7 protein-coding genes, 1 pseudogene and 1 riboswitch are annotated in these 20,071 nt (G+C 65.4%); of the genes and pseudogenes, 2 read left to right on the top strand and 6 right to left on the bottom strand.

Features of this window, described 5'->3' with window-relative positions; translation table 11 throughout:
* Positions 1–21 precede the first annotated feature (21 nt).
* From RV1423_RS20540 to RV1423_RS29225, 3 genes are all read right to left on the bottom strand, one after another.
* Positions 22–1,038 (bottom strand): ParA family protein, encoded by a 1,017-nt coding sequence (locus RV1423_RS20540; RefSeq protein ID WP_034300735.1) that lies wholly within the window; start codon positions 1,036–1,038, stop codon positions 22–24.
* On the bottom strand, positions 1,035–2,243 hold the full coding sequence (locus RV1423_RS20535) for an ATP-binding protein (protein WP_034300733.1): 1,209 nt from the start codon (positions 2,241–2,243) through the stop codon (positions 1,035–1,037). The genes RV1423_RS20540 and RV1423_RS20535 overlap by 4 nt, the downstream gene beginning before the upstream one ends.
* A 99-nt stretch (positions 2,244–2,342) precedes the next feature.
* Complete coding sequence (locus tag RV1423_RS29225) at positions 2,343–2,558, bottom strand: hypothetical protein (protein ID WP_255344229.1); 216 nt, start codon at positions 2,556–2,558, stop codon at positions 2,343–2,345.
* Positions 2,559–2,956: 398 nt separating this feature from the next.
* Between RV1423_RS29225 and RV1423_RS20530 the strand changes: the two genes are divergently transcribed.
* Entirely contained in the window at positions 2,957–3,295 is a 339-nt protein-coding gene (locus RV1423_RS20530) for a hypothetical protein (RefSeq protein ID WP_034300731.1), read from the top strand.
* A gap of 73 nt (positions 3,296–3,368) precedes the next feature.
* On the opposite strand, the gene RV1423_RS20525 is transcribed toward RV1423_RS20530, so the two are convergent.
* The 3 genes and pseudogenes from RV1423_RS20525 to RV1423_RS30905 all read right to left on the bottom strand — a co-directional run.
* Positions 3,369–3,854 carry a DUF4019 domain-containing protein gene (locus RV1423_RS20525; RefSeq protein WP_197034975.1) on the bottom strand — a complete coding sequence of 162 codons (486 nt, stop codon included), beginning with the start codon at positions 3,852–3,854 and terminating at the stop codon, positions 3,369–3,371.
* A gap of 129 nt (positions 3,855–3,983) precedes the next feature.
* Complete coding sequence (locus RV1423_RS29975) at positions 3,984–16,406, bottom strand: hypothetical protein (protein ID WP_034300725.1); 12,423 nt, start codon at positions 16,404–16,406, stop codon at positions 3,984–3,986.
* 151 nt (positions 16,407–16,557) lie between these two features.
* Positions 16,558–17,526: pseudogene (locus RV1423_RS30905) on the bottom strand (hypothetical protein); the annotation flags it as partial.
* Positions 17,527–17,940: 414 nt separating this feature from the next.
* A riboswitch (TPP riboswitch) is annotated at positions 17,941–18,047 on the top strand.
* Between the two features lie 75 nt (positions 18,048–18,122).
* Here RV1423_RS30905 and thiC point away from each other — a divergent pair.
* A complete protein-coding gene (thiC, locus tag RV1423_RS20510) occupies positions 18,123–20,060 on the top strand; it encodes a phosphomethylpyrimidine synthase ThiC (protein ID WP_034300723.1) in 1,938 nt (645 codons plus the stop codon).
* Positions 20,061–20,071 lie beyond the last annotated feature (11 nt).

The raw sequence follows: 20,071 nt of genomic DNA, 5'->3' as shown, positions 1-20,071 counted from the left end.
GGAGCGGATTATTGCTCCCGGTCAGATGTCGATTCCGATTTGTTTAGCGATTTTGATCGCCAATTGTCGAAAGTCTTTCTTTGCATCTTGCACCGCGCCGGAATGGCTGCCGATAGCGCCGTCCGCCGAGGTGAGATTAAAGATAGGCTTGCGATGCTCCTGAGCCATGGGTATCAAGCTGCGGTAATGCTTGATCGTAGCAAGACAGTAAGGATCATCTTCTTGTCGCATGTCGCTGACTGCGGGTTCATCCAATACGGATTCCCGGTATACAGCAGGAATGCGTTGCACCCATTTGTCGTAGGCTTGTACCGGTCTGTCCAAACGGACGCTGTGCTGCTGACACAAGTAGCCGATCGCCTGCATGTTTCCATCCGGCAGATGGAAATCTTGGAAGCTCTTTTTTTCGCTGCTGTCGGCCCAGTTATCCAGTCTCTTTTTCCAGAGATTTTTCCAGCTTCTCAGGGTCGGTCCCAGATTTTTTAAGCCTTGCAGGGAAAACAAATCCGCGCCAAGCGGGATGGCGACGTAATCAGTCGCAATCAGAACCGACCGGTTGATGGCGCCCAGGTTAGGGCCGATATCCACCAGAACGATATCTGCCTGCACCTTGTTGGCAGCCATTTGCATCACCTGCCAGAACGCAGTCAGAATGCGCAGGGGCCGGTACAGGTTTTTATCGCCCATGCTATTGGGCCATTCAGCGGAAAGCGCATCTTCAAAACCGGACAGATTGACGTCGCCCGGCAGCAGATACAAGTCGGTTGCGATATTTTGGAGAACAGGTTCCGCGATGTCGCCAACGCCCATCAGCGGCTTGATGCACTGATAAATGGTCGAGCCATTATTTTCTTGTCCCCAGATCGCCTCAATTTTATTTTCATCGAGAAAAGCCGCCGTCAGATTGGCCTGCGGATCAAGATCAATAATCACCACGCGTTTGCGCAGCATCGCAAACATCCAGGCCAGGTGATAAATCAGAGAGGTCTTGCCTACCCCTCCTTTGTTGTTGAAAAAAGTCAGCACGGGAGTACTCATGATTTTCCTCGCAAAATGCAGACTACGGCGCTTTGATTGGTTTCGAATTCAGGTGCAGGATTGCCGTTTGACTCCATCGCCTTTCGGGCGGTGGCGATGCCGCGACCAAAGGCCTGTATAAAACCAAAGGTCTTCAGCACGTCTGCGATGTTCGGATTGCGGTAATCGGTGATGCCTGGTCTGCCGAAATTCTCGACCGTGACATTGCCGTAAGGACCGCCTGGGCTGTTGATCTCAATGCGATCATTAAACCAATACACCCGTATCGGGGCGTTGGTGCTCTCATAAGTGCGGTGCAGTACCGCGTTATAGAGGACTTGCTGAATCGCGGCCTGCGGGTAGGGCATCTCTACCTGATGTGTTGCCGCAGAGGTAATATCGACGGCAGTGCGATTGTGTGCCTTCAACTTTTCTTCAGTTCTACGGAGCATGTCAACGATGCCGCCGCCGATTTCTTCTTCGTCAATGACTTCATCGGATAATTCGATACCGTCAATACGCAAGAATTGAACATATGCGCCTGGCAAAAAATCTTGCGGCCGTTTGCTGATCGCCAGCAGGCCAGTGACGGTGGGCGTGGTGTCGTCCGGCGCGACGATCATGCGGCAGGAAGCGAGTCGTTCTTCATAGCTGCGGCCGTTGGCTTCCAGTACGTCAGGCGCAAACGCTTGCGGCAGGTATTCATTCTCAAAAATGACTCGCGAGAGATCGCTTAACTTGGCTGAGGGCAATGGATAGATGTCGAACGGCAAGTTCTTGTAGCGCCGCTTTTCACTGAGGATGCGCTCTTCCTGTTCGTTAGCCAGTGCGCGACGAGGACCCGTGCGAATCCAAATGCGGCCGTCGTATTTTTGTGGCGGCATGTCGGACGGCATCACCGTCACAATGGCCATGTCAGCGCCTTTCAAGATGCGCTTTTCCACTGAAAGCACAGGCAAGGGAAGAATATTGCCGTCTGTTTTCATATCGGCAAGCGATAGTAAAAGCTGGTCCGTTACTTCCAAGCCGCTGGGTTCGCCATTGTCTTTGGCGCCAATGAACAAAACACCGGGGCGGTTATGTCCCGGCAGATCGTTGGCAAAAGCGCATACTGCTTGGCGCGCTTTTTTGGGAACGTCGCCTTTAAAGGTCTCTTTGCGCTCGGCACGGTCAGACTCCGTGTCGTTGAGCAAATCGAGTAGTTCTTGGTCAGTCAATCTTTGCATGTTCGCTGTTCCGGAATTTCAGAGAGGGAGGACAACCGAATGATAAAAATGGTCGATGTATTCGATGTTTCGTGTTCGCGCATCGTTGGGTTCGTATCTTTATTTGTCTCTCTTCAATCGATTCTCCAATACCTCAACTGCCCAGTCGGGGCAGGTGCGCGCGCGTTTGGCGGCAGGATCGCAAGTCCATGACTTGATGGCGTCAACGCTGAGCGGACGCTGAGTTTCTTCTTGAATGAGCGCCGCCGCAGCCGGATAGGATCCAGCAAGCGTGCACAGATTTTTCATTCGCTCACGATTATCCATTATCTTCAACGAGTGTTCTTGTACACCGAATCATACGCGTTTCAATTTGTGGAACCCTACTTTATTTTTAGGAAAGGTATGTTCGGAGTTGGATAGATGTCTCATTGCTCACCACGCAAAAGTAGCAATTCGGCAATATTCGATTGACCCTCGTTTTAGCGGACGGTATCCTGCATGCGTCCCTGAAAAAGAAGGGACCGAGTTTGACGGCTCGTTGTTACTTCGGCTAAAGGCCGCCGCAAGCGGCCTTTTGCTCTGCTTGTGCACGCCTCTGCGGCGGGCCTTGGCAGGGATACCTTCGGGTATGCCGGCTTTCGAAGTAACACCGGTCCGTCAACCCTGTCTCGTGCCCGCCACCCTCGTCTGGCGAGATGTGGTGGGTGATCCTGCACCCACATGGAGGCTCCATGACCAACACCAGCAGCACTGACCGCATCGCCCGCGACGCCGCCGGGCAACACCCGCCCACGCATCAGGACTTCCGCTGGATTGACGGTCCGGCGCAACACAGTTCCTACGCCCGTTTCATCGAAACCGCGCTCGACATCAGCGCCGGCGTCCACGCCTGCCTGCAAATCATTTACGCCAGCGAATTGGAGCGCGCCGCCAACCGCGCCGCCGACCCGGGACAAACCGCCGCGCCGGCCATCGGCGAACAGGAGGCCGATCGCCTGATGCGGCTGTCGATCGCCGCGTCGGGATTATTGCATGACGAGGCGCAGCGGCGGGTGGAGAGGTTTCGTTAGGCGGTCAAAAGCAGGTCGGCCCGCCGACCCGATCAGGCCGACGCGCAGTTGAAGTCGACGGGACCGGTCCGGCCTATCGTTTGACCGGCTGGGCGGCCGGGGCTGCGGCAGTCGGCGGCGCCGGTTCTATCTTCTCGACGACGTAGCCGACCGGCACCCATTTGCCGCCTGCCAGGGTCAGCGATATTTTTTCCACCGTCGTCGCCGCCCGGGCAAAGCGCGAATTGAACATGACATTCATGTATTCGCCGGCAGGCAGTCCGGGCGGATTGACCACGCGCGCCACTTGCGCCCATTCCCGGCCTTGCAACGGACCCAGCTCGCCGCGCAGGTTGCCGAGATATTTGGCCCAATCCTGTTTGCTGATGTTCTTTTGCATGATCGGTCCGCTGCCGTCCCACATGCGATCGGACTGATTGACGTCGGACAGGCTGAGCCATTGGCTGGCGGTTCTCACCAAGGCGTCCAGCGGCACGTTTTGCGCCATGACGTTGATGTTGCAAAGAAAGAGGGCAGCGGCGGCAAGCCACATCGTGCAGAGTGTTTTCAACGATCTCATGCGAATCTCCTTTGTCATGTCTGATAGGGTCCCGTGCATGTCTGCCGGGTGAAACCTGTAAAAATTCTAGCAGTTCCTCTTCTTGTCAAACGCATGAACAGGAAGAGTTTTTCGCAAACCTGCGCCGCTTCACCAGGCAAAGCCGGCGCCGAAAGCGGCTCCCGTTTTGCCGCGGCTGTTGGTGGTGGCGCCAGCCTTGACGACCCAGCTTCCGTTATAGGTGGAGAGGCCCACCGCCAGGGCGCTCTGGCCTTCGTAAGTACCGCCGCCGAAGGACATCATGCTTTGCCCCGCCTGCGGCGGTTGCGGCAGCGACGCCAGCGCCATGGCCGATGCAGTGGCGGCGTTGGCGTCGCGCGTCACTTTTTCGATCTGCTGATCGGTGTATTGATTCGCTTTCGTCACGGCGCCGTTCAGTTGCGACACGTTGACCGCATCCGTATCGGCAACGCCCGGCGCCACGTTGTGGATCGCGACCGGCGCCGCGTTGGCGTTGCCCAGGGTGACGCTGTTGTTGGCCGCGCTGTCGTATGCCACGCCGTCGCCGCAGGTATGGCCGCCGCACACGGTGTTGCCGGTGCTGCCGCTGCCTCCGGAGCCGCCGCTGCCGCCACCGCTTCCGCTGCCGATCTGGCTGGTCAGCCTGTTTTCCACGGCGCGCAACTGGCTGACATTGACGCCGTCGTTGTCGGCGCTGCCCGCCGCCATGCCGGTAAGCTGGCGATTGCCGATATTGATTTCGCCGGCCGAGCTCTGCAGGGCGGTCAAGCCGTAAGCCGTGTAACTGGTCAGGGCGCCGATCGAGGCGACCGAGCCTGCGCCCAGCGCGACGCTGTTGGCGCTGGTGACTTGGGCATTGGCGCCCAGCGCCAGGCTGCCGGTTGCGCTGGCGCTGGCATTGACGCCGATGGCGATGGCTTGCGCGCCGGCTGTTGTCGCGCCTGTGCCGAGGGCCATCGCGTCGGCCTGTTGAACGGTCGCGTTGCGGCCGATGGCGATGCCGTTGGCGGCGGTGGCGAGCGCCGTTGCGCCATTGCCCATGGCGACGCTGGAATCGCCTGCGCTGACGCTGATCGGACCGATGGCGATCGAATCCGTGCCGGTCGAGAGCGCATCGCCCGCCGTGCTGTTGGCATGGAAGTACATGGTGCCGGTTACCGCAAACGAGCTCAGGGCATTGGTCAGTTGATGCACCGTCACCGCCGATTGTTGCGTGGTGCCGTCGGCTACGTTGACGATCTGGTTCTGCGTGACCGCGCCGTGGGTGGCGCTATAGGCGCCGGCGCCGCTCAGTGCCGTGCCGTCCCACAGCAGGGCATTGCCGCTGACGCTGCCCAGGTTGGTAGCCACCGCCGTCAACTGATTGACGTTGACGGCATCGGTGCCGGCGCTGCCCGGCGCCAGGCCGGTCAGGGTGCGATTGCCGATATTGATTTCGCCGGACGAGGTTTGCGGCGCGGTCAGGGCGTAGGCGCTGTAATTGGTCTGGGCGCCGACGGTGGTCGCCGAGCCTGCGCCCAGCGCAATGCTGTTGGCCTGGTTGGCGACGCTGTTGCGTCCGAACGCCAGCGCATCGACGGCGCTGGCGTTGGCATTGTTGCCCAGGGCGATGGCGTAGGTCTGGCTGGCGTTGGCGCTGTTGCCGAGGGCCACGGCGCTCAGGGCGGTAGCGTTGGACGTGTTGCCGATGGCCACTGCGCCCTGGGCCGTCGCGGTGTTGGTGTTGCCCAGCGCCACCGCGCCGTCGCCGCTGGCGACGTTCTGGTTGCCGATCGACACCGCCATGCCGGCGGTGGTTTTGGAGCCTTGCCCGATGGCGACGCTGCCGTTGCTTTGCGCGCTGGCCTGGTCGCCGATCGACACCGAACTCGTGCCCGCGGCCGACGCGCTGTAGCCGATCGCGGTGGCGCCCTCGCCGGTGGCCGCCACGTCGGTGGCTACCCGCCCGGTGTCGTTGGTGCGCACGTACTTGATGCCTTGCCCGTTGGTGTCGTTGTAGGTCGGGTTGCTGAAACTGCCGAGCGAAGCGTACAACTGGGCGCCGTTGACGGCATCGGTGCTGGCGGCGCTGATATCGCCGGCCGCGACGTTGGTGATCTTGTTGGCGACGACCGCGCCGTGGCTGGCGCTGTAGGCGCCGTTGCCGCTGTTGGCGGTGCTGCTCCATTGCAGGCTGTTGCCGGACACGGTGGTGATGCGGTCGTCCAGGTCCGACAACTGGCTGACGTTGACGGCGTCGGTGCTGGCGCTGCCGGGCGCCACATTGGTGATCTTGCGCTCGTTGCCGACGGAACCGACCGAGACTTCGCCGACCGAGGTCTGCGGCGCGGCCCGGCCATAAGCGATGTAATTGGTCTCGGCGCCCACCGATGTCAGCGAGCCCGCGCCCAATGCCACGCTATTGTCTTTATTGGCGATGCTGTTGGCGCCGAGCGACAAGGCATTGTTGGCGCTGGCGTTGCTGCTGTAACCCAGGGCGCTGGCGCCGGCCGCCGATGCGCTGGCGTCGGCGGCGCCCAGACCGTTGTCGTTGGTGCGCACATAACGCACCCCGGCGCCGTTGGCGGTAGTGTATGTGCTGCTCGTATCGCCCGTCACCGCATAGAGCTGGCTGCCGTTGACGGCATCGGTGCTGGCTGCTGCGATATCGCCGGCGGCCACGTTGGCGATCTTATTGGCGGTCACGCCGGCGTGGCTGGCGCTGTAGGCGCCGTTGCCGCCGTTGGCGGCCGGATCCCATTGCAAGGTGGCGTTGGAGAGTTCCGTCAGATTGGCGTCATCGGCGCGCAATTGCTTGACCGTCACTACCTCGTCGTCAGCCACGCCGGGCGCCACGCCGCCGATGGTGCGGTTGCCGACGTTGACCTCGCCGGTGGAGCTTTGCGGCGTCGCCATGGCGTAGGGAATATAGTTGGTGCGCGCGCCGACCGTCGTGACCGAGCCGGCGCCCAGCGCGATGCTGTTGGCCTGGTTGGCGACGCTGTTGCGGCCCAGCGCCAGCGCATCGGCGGCACTGGCCGCGGCATTGTAGCCGAGCGCCGTGGCGCCGGTCGCCGTGGCATACGCGTCGGCATCGGCCAGCGTGTTGCGGTTGGTGCGCGCATACAGCGTGCCGGTGCCGTTGGCGCTGGTGTATGCGGCGCTGGTATCGCCGGCCACGCCGAACAGTTGACTGCCGTTGACGGCATCGGTGCTGCCTGCGGTCACCGCGCCATTGGCGACGTTGGTGATCTTGTTGGCGACGACCGCGCCGTGGCTGGCGCTGAAGGCGCCCGCGCCGCCGTTGGCGGCGCTGTCCCATTTGACGACATCGTTGGTCAGGCTGGCAACATTGTTATTGGCATCCCTGAGTTGCGCCACGGTCACCGCATCGGAATCGGCGCTGCCGGCCGCCAGGCCGGTCAGTTTGCGGTTGCCGATATTGACCTCGCCCACCGACGTCTGGGGATCGGCGAGTCCGTAGGCGGTGTAATTGGTCTGCGCGCCGACGGTGGTGGCCGAACCGGCGCCCAGGGCGACGCTGTTGGCGTTGGCGACGACGGCGCCGCGACCGAGCGCCAGCCCGTTGGGCGCCGATGCATTCGCGCCATAGCCGAGCGCGCTTGCACCCTGGGCGGAAGCGGTGGCGTCGCTGGCCGTCAGGCCGACATCGTTGGTCCGTACATAGTTGATGCCCAGGCCGTGACTGTTGGTATAGCTGGCGCTGGTGTCGCCCGCAAAGCCGGCGATCAAGGCCCTGTTTTGCGTGGCCAGATCGTTGGTCGCCTTCAATTGCTGGCCGGTGACGGCATCGGTGCTGGACGCCGTGAGATCGCCGTTGGCGAGATTGGTGATCTTGTTGGTCGTGGCGGCGCCGTGGCTGGCGCTGAAAGCGCCGGCACCGCCATTGGCCGTGGCGCTCCATTGCAGACTGTTGGCCACGCCGGCGGCAAGCGTATCGTTGACGGCTTGCAACTGGGTGAGATTGACGGCATCGGTACCGTTGCTGGCGGCGGCGACATTGGTGATCTTGCGCTCGCTGCCGGCGGAACCCACTGAAACTTCCCCTGACGAATTTTGCGGATTGTCCAGCGCATAGGCGATGTAATTATTTTGCGCGCCGACGGTCGTGACCGCATTGTTTCCCAGCGCCACGCTATTGGCTTTGCTGGCGGTGCTGTGCGCACCCAATGCCAGCGCATTGGCGGCGCCGGCATTGGCGTTGTAACCGAGCGCCGTGGCGCCGGCGGCGGACGCGACCGCGTCGGATGCGCCCAGGGTGCTGTCATTGGTGCGTGCATAGCGCACGCCGGCGCCGTTGTTGGTCACAAACGTGCTGCTGGTGTCGTTGGCGATCTGGAACAGTTGATTGCCGTTGACGACGTCGGTGCTGGTTGCATTGACATCGCCGGCCGCGACGTTGGTGATCTTGTTGGTCGTCACGCCGGCGTGGCTGGCGCTGTAGGCGCCATTGCCGCCATTGACGGCAGGATCCCATTGCAGCGCCTCGGTGGTCAGGTTGATGATTTTGGCGTCGTCCGCTTTCAACTGGCCGATGGTGACCACGTCATTGTCATTGATGCCTGGCGCCACCCCGCTGATGGTGCGGTTGCCCACATTGATTTCGCCGCTCGACGTTTGCGGCGCCGTCATGGCATAGGCGGTGTAGTTGGTCTGTGCGCCGATCGTGGTGATCGAGCCTGCGCCCAGGGCGATGCTGTTGGCCTGGTTGGCGACGCTGTCGCGTCCCAGCGCCAGCGCGTTCGACGCGCTGGCCGTCGCGTTGTAGCCGATGGCGGTCGCGCCTGCCACCGAGGCATGCGAATCGGCTGGCGTCAGGCCGTTTTCATTGGTGCGCGCATAACGCACGCTGACGCCGTTATTGGCGCTATAGGTCGAGCTGGTGTCGCCGGTCACGGCATACAACTGGGCGCCGTTGACGGCATCGCTGCTGGCGGCGCTGACATCGCCGGCGGCGACGTTGGTGATCTTGTTGGCGACGGTGCTGCCATGACTTGCGCTATACGCGCCCAGGCCGCTATTGGCGGCCGCATCCCACTGCAAGGCGCCGCTGTTGAGCGCCGTCAGCCGGTTGTCGGCGGCGCGCAATTGCTGCACGGTGACTACGTCGTTGTCGTCGATGCCGGCGGCCACGCCGCCGATGGTGCGGTTGCCGACATTGACCTCGCCGCTCGAGGATTGCGGCGCCGTCAAGGCGTAGGCGGTGTAATTGGTTTGCGCCCCCACCACGGTGACCGAACCCGCGCCCAGGGCGATGCTGTTGGCCTTGTTGGCGATGCTGTCGCGGCCCAGCGCCAGCGCGTTGGCGGCGCTGGCGGCGGCGTTGTAGCCGAACGCCGAGGCGCCCGCCGCAGAGGCTTGCGCGTCGCCCACGGTCAGGCCGTTATCGTTGGTGCGGGAGTAGCGCACGCCATTGCCGTTGGCATCGGTATATCCCGCGCTGGTGTCGCCGGCAATGCCATATAACTGGCCGCCATTGACGGCGTCGACACTGGCGGCGCTGACGTCGCCGGTGGCGATATTGGTGATCTTGTTGGTGGTCGCGCTGCCGTGGCTGGCGCTGTATGCCCCGGCGCCGCTGTTGGCAGCCGCGTCCCATTGCAGCGAAGAGCCGGTCAAGCCGGTCGCCACCGCCGACAGTTGCGCCACATTGACGGCATCGGTGCTGCTGCTGCCGGCGGCCAGGTTGGTGATCTTGCGCGTTGCGCCCGCATTGCCGACGGAGACCTCGCCCGCCGACGTCTGCGTCGCCGCCAGGCCGTACGCGCTGTAATTGCTCTGCGCGCCGACCAGAGTCGTTGCACCCGCGCCCAGCGCCACGCTATTGGCCAGACTGGCGGCGGCGCCATCGCCCAGCGCCACTGCACCGGCGGCACCCGCGTTGGTATTGCGCCCCAGCGCCACCGCTGCGGTTCCGGCGGCGGCGCTGTTGCTGCCGAATGCGGCGGCACCCAGGCCGCCAGCGCTGCTGGCGGCGCCGACGGCGAGGGCGCCGGCACCCTGCGCGTTGGCGCTGCGGCCGACGGCGACGGCATCGGTGGCACCGGTCTGGGCATTGCTGCCCTGGGCGATGCTGGTATTGCCTGTCGCGCTTGCCTGCGGGCCGATGGCGATGGCGTCGGTGCCGGTGGCGGTGCCGTCCGTGGCGGTGGAATTGGCATGGAAATATTTGTTGACGCCGGCGCTGACGCCGGCGATTTCCGCGCTCAGGGTATTGTTGACCGCGGTCAGTTGCGCCACGTTGACGGCGTCCTGGTTATTGATGCCTGCCGCCACGCCGCTCAAGGTGCGATTGCCGATGTTGACTTCGCCGCTCGACGTCTGCGCCGCCGACAAGCCATAGGCCGTGTAATTGGTTTGCGCGCCGATGCTGGCGGTGGAGCCTGCGCCCAGCGCCACGCTGTTGTCCTTGCCGGCCGTCGCGCCATCGCCCAGCGCCAGCGCCGCCACGCCGCCGGCATTGGCATTGCGTCCCAGCGCCAGGGCCTGGGCGCCGCTGGCCGACGCATTGTGTCCGATGGCCAGCGCATCGGCGCCGGCGGCGCTGGCCCCCAGCCCGACGCCGACCGCATTGTTGCCGTTGACCACGGTGTTCGGGCCGATGGCGACGGCGTCGGTGCCTGAGGCGAGGGAATCCGCCTGCGTCGAATTGGCGTGAAAATATTCCGTGGTCGAGCTGGACACCGAGGCAATCGCCGCCGTCAATTGCCCCAGATTGACCGCATCGTGCGTCTGCGTGCCGTCGGCGACATTGATGATCTGACGATAGGTATTGGTGCCGGCATCGCCGACCGAGACCGCGCCGAGGATGGTCTGGCCCGCCACCGGCGTGATCGCGCGGTCGGATGTCGATCCCGAACCCAGGGCCACGCCTTTGCTGACGCTGACCGAGGCCGTGTCGCCCAGCGCGACTCCTCCTGCGCCCGCCGCCGTCACGGAAGAGTGGAAGCCCAGCGCGATCGAGCCTTGGCCGCTGGCGTTGTTGTTGCTGCCCAGGGCCAGGGAGCCGTCGCCATTGGCCGTATTGTCTTCACCCAGGGCCACCGCGCCGCTGCCGGTGGCGTTATTCGGATCGCCGATGGCGACCGCGCCGTTGCCGTTGGCGATATTGCCGCTGCCGATGGACACTGCCTTGCCGCCTTGCGCATTGGCGTTCTGGCCGATCGCCACCGCGCCGTCGGTGGACGCCGCCGCCGCATCGCCGATGGCGACGGACGAGGCGCCGCCGGCGCTGGCGCCGACCCCGCCGGCAAACGCCCTGCCGCCGATGGCTTGGGCATTGAGGCCGATCGCGGTGTCGTCGACCGTCGTCGAAGAACCGGACACGCCTGCCACCGCGCCGGCACCCAGCGCCGTGGCGCCGTCGTTATAGGCCTTGGCCGCATTGCCGCCGGCAAAGGCGCTCGCGCCGGTCGCCGCCGCTGCCTTGCCCAACGCCACAGCCTGCGCGCCGCCGGCGCTGGCGCCATCGCCCAGACCGATTGCCGAAGCGCCCGCGGCAGCCGAAGAAATGCCGGCCGCCAGGGCGCGATTGCCGGATGCCGCCGCCGCGCTGCCCAAAGCCAGGGCGCCGCCGCCAGTGGCGGCAGCGCCATTGCCCAGCGCCACATCGTTGGTCAACGTGCCCGAGCCGGACACGCCCGCCACGGCATTGTTGCCGATGGCCACCGTGCCGCTGTTGTAGGCATTGGCCGAGGAACCTGTGGCCACCGCATTCGCCCCCGCCGCATTGGCCGACACGCCGGCCGCCAGCGACGAGCCGCCGATCGCCCGCGCGCCATTGCCCAGCGCCGTGTCGTTGACGATGGTGCCGGAACCGGACACGCCCGCCACTGCGTTGTTGCCGAGCGCCACCGCATTACTGTTATAGGCGCGCGACGACGCGCCTGCCGCGAGGGCGTTCGCGCTCGCCGCATTGCTGCCGAAACCCAGCGCCACGGCATTGCTGCCGGCTGCGGTGCTGTTCAAGCCCAGGGCGGCGGCGGAAGCGCCCGAGGCGGTCGCCGTATCACCCAGCGCAATCGCCGAGGTGGCCGACGCGGTGGCCGACGCGCCCAGCGCCGCGCTGCGGCTGCCGCTGGCCTGGGCGCCGGTGCCGCCGGCCAGCGAACTGCCGCCGGTAGCCTTGGCGTTGTTGCCCAGCGCCGTATCGTTGGTGATCGTTCCTGAACCCGAGACGCCCGCGAGGGCATTGTTGCCCATTGCAACGTCATTGCTGTTGTACGCGATGGCGCTATTGCCGCTGGCCACCGAAGCCGCCCCCAGGGCCTGCGCGCTGACGCCTGTTGCCAGCGCGCCGCCGCCGCTGGCTTTGGCATTGTTGCCCAGCGCCGTGTCATTGGTGATCGTCCCCGAACCGGAGACGCCCGCCACCGCGCTGTTGCCCAAGGCGATGGCGCCGCTGTTGTAGGCGTTGGCCAGGTTGCCGCCCGCCAGCGCGCCCGCGCCGGCTGCATTGGCGCTGGAACCCAGGGCGGCTGCATTGGCGCCGGCGGCATTGCTGCCGCTGCCCAGCGCCAGCGCGGACACGCCCGCCGCGCTGGACGACACGCCGGTGGCGATGGCTCCCGAACCGGAGGCCACGCTGCTTGCGCCAATGGCGATGCTGTTGGTATTGGATGCCGAGGCCGTATTGCCCAATGCAATCGCCGATGCGCCCGAGGCCACCGACGACACGCCGCCGGCCAGCGCATTGCTGCCGCTGGCCTGGGTGCCGCTGCCGGCCGCCAGGGAATTACCGCCGGTGGCGCTGGCATTGATGCCCAGCGCAATGTCGTTGGTCAAGGTGGCGGAACCCGACACACCGGCAACACTGCTGCTGCCGATCGCAATCGAGCCGCTGTTGTAGGCATTGGCGCTGGCGCCGCCGGCATAACTGTTATTGCCGGCGGCGGAAGCCGACTTGCCGACCGCGGTCGCATTATTGCCGGCAGCCGTGGCCAGTTCGCCCAGCGCCGTCGCCGCTGTGCCCGAGGCCGTACTCGCGCCACCCAGCGCCACCGTCTGCGCGGCCAGCGCCTTGCTGTTCTTGCCGAGCGCGATGGCTTCGGAACCGGTCGCCTGCGCCGTGTCGCCCTGCGCGATGGACGAGGCGCCGGAAGCAGCGGCCGACACGCCGCTGGCGATGGAATTGAGGCCCGATGCCGTCGCCGACGCGCCGGTCGCCAGCGAGCTGCCGCCGGTCGCATGCGCATTTGCGCCGAGTGCGACATCGAGCGTGGTCGTGCCAGAACCGGAAACGCCCGCCACCGCGTTATTGCCCACGGCAACGCCGCCGCTATTGAACGCAGCCGCCGCCGCGCCGCCGGCAAACGACGAAGCGCCGGCCGCATTGGCCGCCGCGCCCACCGCGCTGCCCGAAGCGCCGGCCGAGGTGGCCGAGGTGCCGATGGCCAGGCCGTTCAAGCCGCTGGCCGATGCCGTGTCGCCGAGCGCCAGCGTGCTGTTGGCGCTGGCCGTGGCGCTCTTGCCCAGCGCCACGGCGTTGCCGGCGGAAGCCGTGCTGCTCAGGCCGAGCGCCACGGCGCCCGCAGCGGTCGCCTTGGCGGTATCGCCGACGGCGACCGTGGAAGCGGCCGAAGCCAGCGAGGCCCAGCCATTCGCCACCGCATTGGCGCCCGAGGCCGTGGCCGTCGCGCCGCTGGCCACGGCGTTGCCGCCCCTGGCGCTGGCGCCGCTGCCGATGGCCGTGTCGTTGCTGACGGTGCCCGAGCCGCTGATGCCCGCCACGGCATTGCTGCCCAGCGCCACATCGCCGCCGTTGTAGGCATTGGCCAGGTTGCCGCCCGCCAGCGCTCCGCTGCCGGCGGCATTGGCGCTGGCGCCGAAGGCGGCCGCATTGCCGGCCGAAGCGCTCGCACCGGCGCCGGCGGCGATCGCCGACGCTCCCGCGCTATTGGCCGAGGGACCGAGCGCTGTCGCACTCGTCCCCGTGCTGTTGCTGTTGGCGCCGACCGCGACGCCATTGGCGGCGCCGGCCGTCGCGGTATCGCCCAGCGCGACCGAGGATGCCCCCGATGCGGTCGAGAAATAGCCACCCGCGAACGATTTGCTGCCCAGGGCAAATGCGCTGTCGCCACCCGCAAACGCCTGGCCGCCGCTGGCCTGGGCGCTGACGCCGATGGCGGTATTGCGGCTCTCGGCGGTGGAAGCGGGTTTGCCGGCCACCGTGTTATGACCGATGGCGATGTCGTCGGCGTTATACGCCTTGGCGGTGTCGCCACCGGCAAAGGCGCTGCCGCCGATCGCGCCGCTGCCCTGACCGAGGGCGACGGCGTTGACGCCGGAGGCGGAAGCATTGGCGCCCAAGGCGCTCGCCGCTGCGCCGGTGGCGCTGGCGGTCGCGCCCATCGCCACGGCATTCGCGGCGCTGGCGGTGCTTCCCAGTCCCAGCGCGATGGTATTGGTATTGGACGCCGTCGATGCCTGGCCCAGCGCCAGCGACGCCGTGCCCGACGCCGTCGCCGAGAAGCCGCCGGCAAAGGCATTGCCGCCGCTGGCCACGGCATTGCGACCGGCCGCCACGGCGTTGCCGCCGATGGCCTGCGCGCTGTCGCCGACGGCCACATCGCTGCCGAGCGTGCCGGAGCCGGAGACTCCGGCCAAGGCGTTATTGCCCAACGCCACATCGTTGCTGTTGTAGCTCTTTGCAGCAGCGCCGGCGGCCAGCGCATTGGCGCCCGCCGCAAGGGCCTGCGAACCGAACGCCGCCGCGCTATTGTTGCTGGCAACCGCATTGACGCCCGCCGCCGTGGCGGAGACGTCTGACGCGGTACTGTTGGAACCCAGGGCCGTGGCATTGCTGGCGGAGGCGATGCTGGTCGCGCCGAAAGCGCTGGCGCTGGCGGCGGAGGCATTGGCGCTGTCGCCGGCGGCGATGGAAGAGGTGCCCGAGGCCGACGCCGACACGCCATTGGCGGTGGCGCGGCTGCCCGCAGCAACCGAATTGGCGCCGGAGGCGAGCGAATTGCCGCCGACGGCCTGGGCGTTATTTCCCACGGCGGTATCGTTGGTCAACGAGCCCGAGCCGGAGACCCCGGCAACCGCATTGCTGCCCAGCGCCACATCATTGCCGTTATACGCTTTTGCGCCGATGCCGCCCGCAAGGGAACTGGCGCCTGCGGCGTTGGCGCTGGCGCCGATCGCCGCAGCATTGGCGCCGGACGCGGCGCTGGCGAGGCCCAGGGCGATGCCGCCGGCCGCCGATGCCTGTGCGTTGCGGCCAGCGGCAATGGTGTCGGCGGCGCCGGCCGTGGCCGACACGCCCAGCCCGATCGCATTCGCGCCGGCGACCGTGCTGCCGGCACCGATCGCCACGGCGGAAGCGCCAGACGCGGCGGCCTGGAAGCCGCCCGCGAAAGAACTGCCGCCGCTGGCCCTGGCCGAGCCGCCCAGGGCGACATCGTTGACAATGGTTCCCGAGCCGGACACGCCCGCCACCGCATTCTTGCCCACCGCCACGGCATTGGTGTTGTAGGCCGTGGCGGTATCGCCGAAGGCTGCGGCGCTGGCCGCCACCGCTGTGCTGCCGAGGCCGATTGCGGTAGCGCCGGTCGCGGTGGCCTGGGTGTTCACGCCCAGCGCCACGCTGTTGTCGCCCGAAGCCGTCGCGCCAAAGCCGATGGCATTGCTGCTCACGCCGGTAGCCTGGGCCGCGTTGCCCAGCGCCAGCGTGTGCGTATTGTTGGCGTTCGCGCTTAAGCCGATTGCCACGGCGTTCAGGTTGGACGCCGTGGCGCTGTCGCCCAAGGCCACTGACGACACGCCCGAAGCCAGCGCCGCCACGCCGCCGGCGAAGGAGCGGCCGCCCTTGGCTTGCGCGCCAGCGCCGATGGCGGTATCGCTGACCGCGGTGCCGGAGCCGGAGATGCCGGCCACGGCGCCGCTGCCCACGGCGACGTCATTGTTGTTGAACGCATTGGCCGACGCGCCGGCGGCGAAGGCATTGCTGCCGGCCGCCGACGCCGCTGCGCCGATCGCCGCCGCGCTGCTGCCCGCCGCGTTGGCGCCGTTGCCCAGCGCCGCCGCCGAAGTGCCGGCCGCCGAGGCGGAAACGCCCAGCGCCGCTGCGTTGGCGCCGGTCGCCACGGCCCCCGAGCCGGCCGCCAGAGAACTGCCGCCGGTGGCTTGGGCATTGTTGCCCAGCGCGATATCGTTGACCACGGTGCCGGAACCCGAGACGCCGGCCTGGCTGTTGACGCCCAGCGCCAGGCTGCTGCTGTTGTAGGCGTCGCTCTTGTAGCCGATCGCAATCGCGTTGCTGCCGGCGGCGCTGGCGCTGCTGCCGACGCTGCCGTCGCCCGAACCGAGGGCGATGGTGTTGGCGGCGCTGGCGTTGCTTTGCCAGCCCAGAGCCAGGGCGCCGTTGCCGGAAGCGGTCGCGCCCGTGCCCGTGGCCAGCGCATTTTGTCCCGAGGCCGTGGCCGACTGACCCAAGGCGATGGCCGCGGCGTTGCTGGCGGTGGCCGACATGCCGCTGGCGATGGCGCCGCTGGCGGTCGCCCTGCGCGCCAGCGCCGGTGGCCAGCGAACTGCCGCCGGTGGCGCGCGCATTGATGCCCAGCGCCGTGTCGTTGGTCAGGGTGCCAGAACCGGACACCCCGGCGACCGCATTGCTGCCCAGCGCCGTGTCGCCGCTGTTGTAGGCGTTGACCAGATTGCCGGCCACCAGCGAATTGGCGCCCTGCGCCGTGCTTGAGTTGCCGATGGCGACGGCATTGGCGCCGGCGGCGGTGGCATTGTTGCCCAAGGCTGCTGTATTGGCGCCGGTCGCATGTGCGCTCAAGCCTACTGCCGTAGCCGCTGCCGCCGTCGCAGATGCGGCGGCGCCCAATGCGGTTGTGCCGGCGGACTGGGCGCTGCTGCCGAAGCCCAGGGCAACGTTGTTGTTGCCTGAGGAGGCGCTGTTTTCGCCGATGGCGATGGCGGAGGCTGCGCTGGCGTTGGAACTCAGGCCGATGGCGATGGCATGATTGCCGCTGCTGACGCTGAACGCGCCCAGCGCCACGGCATAGCCGCCGGTAGCCGAGGCGGAGGCGCCGACGGCGGTATCGTTATTGATCGTGCCGGAGCCGGAGACGCCTGCCACAGCACTATTGCCCAAGGCGACGCTGTTGGTGTTGTATGCAGTGGCGCTGGAACCTGCGGCCAGGGAGGTGTTCCCGATCGCTTGCGCCGATGTACCGAAGGCGGACGCGGATGTGCCGGAGCTGGCGGCGCTGCTGCCGATGGCGGTTGCATTGGCGCCCGATGCGTTAGCGCTCAAACCGAAAGCGCTTGACTGGCCGCCGGTGGCGCTGGCGGCCGGACCAACGGCAGTATCGTAGAGGACGCCGCCGCCGCTGAGTCCTGCCACGGAATTGTAGCCGAGCGCAACGCCAGCCTGGCTGTAGGCCTTGGCCCCATTGCCTATAGCGGTAGCACTCTGGCCGGTAGCGCCGGCATTGTTTCCGATGGCAATGGCCCAGGCATTGGTGGCGCTGGTGTTGCTGCCCAGGGCAACCGTCTGCTGGCCCGTCGCGCTTGCGTTGCCGCCAACGGCCACGCTGCTGTTTTGCGCGGTTGCGCTGGCGCCTGTGCCGGCACCGATCGCGATGGAGGTCGCATCGGCCGAGGTTGTCGAAGTACAACCATTGCCAGTGGCCGAGGTAGTGCCGATCACCCCGCACTGCATGGTGGTCGCGGCCTGGGCCTCATCGACATTTGCCAGGCATGACAAGACCAGTGCACCGACGATGGGCAGTCGGTGGACGGCAGGTCGTGCATCCGATGTTGCAAGACCTGCATGATTTTTCCCCTGCCTGGCAGGGCGGCTGATGAAGTAATCCACAATATCTCCTTGCGGAAAATAATTGTCGTAATACAAACGCCGGCAAAACGTCTCAGTGGCTTTATCGGAGCTTTTCGGTGGCGCCTGAAGGGAAATATAGAAAATAAAATAACAAATTTACGTTTTATAAATAGTATTTTGTTAACTTAATTGCAGTAATTGTTGCTAAAAAACAATTACTGCAAGAAAAGCCGGGTGTAGTTGAGAGCGAGTTGCCGATGGGTGTAGAATCCGGCCCACGACGTTTGAAACTGAACGAAGTACTGCTAGGGGTCCTGGCTGTCGGATGGAACGACAGGCGGGTGAGAAATACCCTTGAACCTGATCTGGGTAATGCCAGCGAAGGGAAGCGCCGGAACTACCGTATTGCATCGTCATCACGCAACACGTCCCTCCGAATCCTCCTTTGCTGGCTCCAAGCCAACCGCAAAGGAGCCAAAATGAACGCCAATCCGAAATTCCTCTCCGCTACCGCCACGGTAGACGAAGCAGCCGTCCAGCCTTTACCGAATTCCCGCAAGATTTACGTCACCGGTTCGCGTCCCGACATCCGCGTGCCGATGCGCGAGATCAGCCAGTCCGATACGCCGGCGATGTTCGGTTCGGAAAAGAATCCGCCGATTTACGTCTACGACACCTCCGGTCCGTACACCGACCCCGACGTCAGGATCGACATCCGTGCCGGCCTGTCGGCGCCGCGCCTGCCGTGGATCCTGGAGCGCAACGACACCGAAGAACTCGACGGTCCGAGCTCCGAATACGGCCGGCAGCGCCTGAACGATCCGGCCCTGGCCGAACTGCGCTTCAACCTGCATCGCAAGCCGCGCCGCGCCAAAGCCGGCGGCAATCTCAGTGGCAATCTCAGTGGCAATGTCACGCAGATGCACTACGCCCGCAAAGGCATCGTCACGCCGGAAATGGAATTCATCGCCATCCGCGAAAACCTGCGCCGCCAGGAATACCTGGAGCAACTGAAAGCCTCCGGTCCGATGGGCAACAAGCTGGCCGACCTGATGGGCCGGCAGCATCCTGGCCAATCCTTCGGCGCCTCGATCCCGGCGACGATTACGCCGGAATTCGTGCGCGACGAAGTCGCCCGCGGCCGCGCCATCATCCCCGCCAACATCAATCACCCGGAAGTCGAACCGATGATCATCGGCCGCAACTTCCTCGTGAAGATCAACGCCAACATCGGCAACTCGGCGGTGACGTCTTCCATCGGCGAAGAAGTCGAGAAGATGACCTGGGCGATCCGCTGGGGCGGCGACAACGTGATGGACCTGTCGACCGGCAAGAACATCCACGAAACGCGCGAATGGATCATCCGCAATTCGCCGGTGCCGATCGGCACCGTGCCGATTTACCAGGCGCTGGAAAAGGTCAACGGCAAGGCCGAAGACCTGACCTGGGAAATCTTCCGCGACACGCTGATCGAGCAGGCCGAGCAGGGCGTCGACTACTTCACGATCCATGCCGGCGTGCGTCTGCAATACGTGCCGCTGACCGCCAAACGCATGACGGGCATCGTCTCGCGTGGCGGTTCCATCATGGCCAAGTGGTGCCTGGCGCATCACAAGGAATCCTTCCTCTACGAACATTTCGAAGACATCTGCGAGATCATGAAGGCCTACGACGTCAGCTTCAGCCTCGGCGACGGTCTGCGTCCGGGTTCGATCTACGACGCCAACGATGAAGCGCAACTGGGCGAGCTGAAGACGCTGGGCGAACTGACCCAGATTGCCTGGAAGCACGACGTGCAGGTGATGATCGAAGGCCCCGGCCACGTGCCGATGCATCTGATCAAGGAAAACATGGACCTGCAACTGGAGCAGTGCCACGAAGCGCCGTTCTACACGCTGGGACCCTTGACCACCGACATCGCGCCGGGTTACGACCACATCACCTCCGGCATCGGCGCCGCGCAGATCGGCTGGTACGGCACCGCGATGCTGTGTTACGTCACGCCGAAGGAGCATCTCGGTTTGCCCAACAAGGTCGACGTCAAGGACGGCATCATCACCTACAAGATCGCCGCGCATGCCGCCGATCTCGCCAAGGGCCATCCGGGCGCGCAGATCCGCGACAACGCCTTGTCCAAGGCGCGTTTTGAATTCCGCTGGGAAGACCAGTTCAACATCGGCCTCGACCCCGACAAGGCGCGTGAATTCCATGACGAGACCTTGCCCAAGGATTCGGCCAAGGTGGCGCATTTCTGCTCCATGTGCGGCCCGCATTTCTGCTCGATGAAGATCACGCAGGAAGTGCGCGACTACGCCGCCAAGGAAGGCATCTCGGAAATCGCCGCGCTCAAGCAGGGCATGGAGGTGAAGTCGGTGGAGTTCGTCAAAATGGGCGCCGAGATTTATTCGAAGACCTGATTGTTGCGGTG

This window comes from Herbaspirillum sp. RV1423 (assembly GCF_000577615.1).
Taxonomy (GTDB): domain Bacteria; phylum Pseudomonadota; class Gammaproteobacteria; order Burkholderiales; family Burkholderiaceae_D; genus Herbaspirillum.
Note: the sequence above shows the minus strand (reverse complement) of the source record. Positions and strands in the feature narration are given on the sequence as shown.

Bases quoted from the DNA above. Each gene is read 5' to 3' on its own strand.
- RV1423_RS20540 (WP_034300735.1), bottom strand. From the start codon at position 1,038: ATGAGTACTCCCGTGCTGACTTTTTTCAACAACAAAGGAGGGGTAGGC.
- RV1423_RS20535 (WP_034300733.1), bottom strand. From the start codon at position 2,243: ATGCAAAGATTGACTGACCAAGAACTACTCGATTTGCTCAACGACACG.
- RV1423_RS20530 (WP_034300731.1), top strand. From the start codon at position 2,957: ATGACCAACACCAGCAGCACTGACCGCATCGCCCGCGACGCCGCCGGG.
- RV1423_RS20525 (WP_197034975.1), bottom strand. From the start codon at position 3,854: ATGAGATCGTTGAAAACACTCTGCACGATGTGGCTTGCCGCCGCTGCC.
- RV1423_RS29975 (WP_034300725.1), bottom strand. From the start codon at position 16,406: ATGCGCGCGCCACCGGCGGCAGTTCGCTGGCCACCGGCGCTGGCGCGC.
- thiC (WP_034300723.1), top strand. From the start codon at position 18,123: ATGAACGCCAATCCGAAATTCCTCTCCGCTACCGCCACGGTAGACGAA.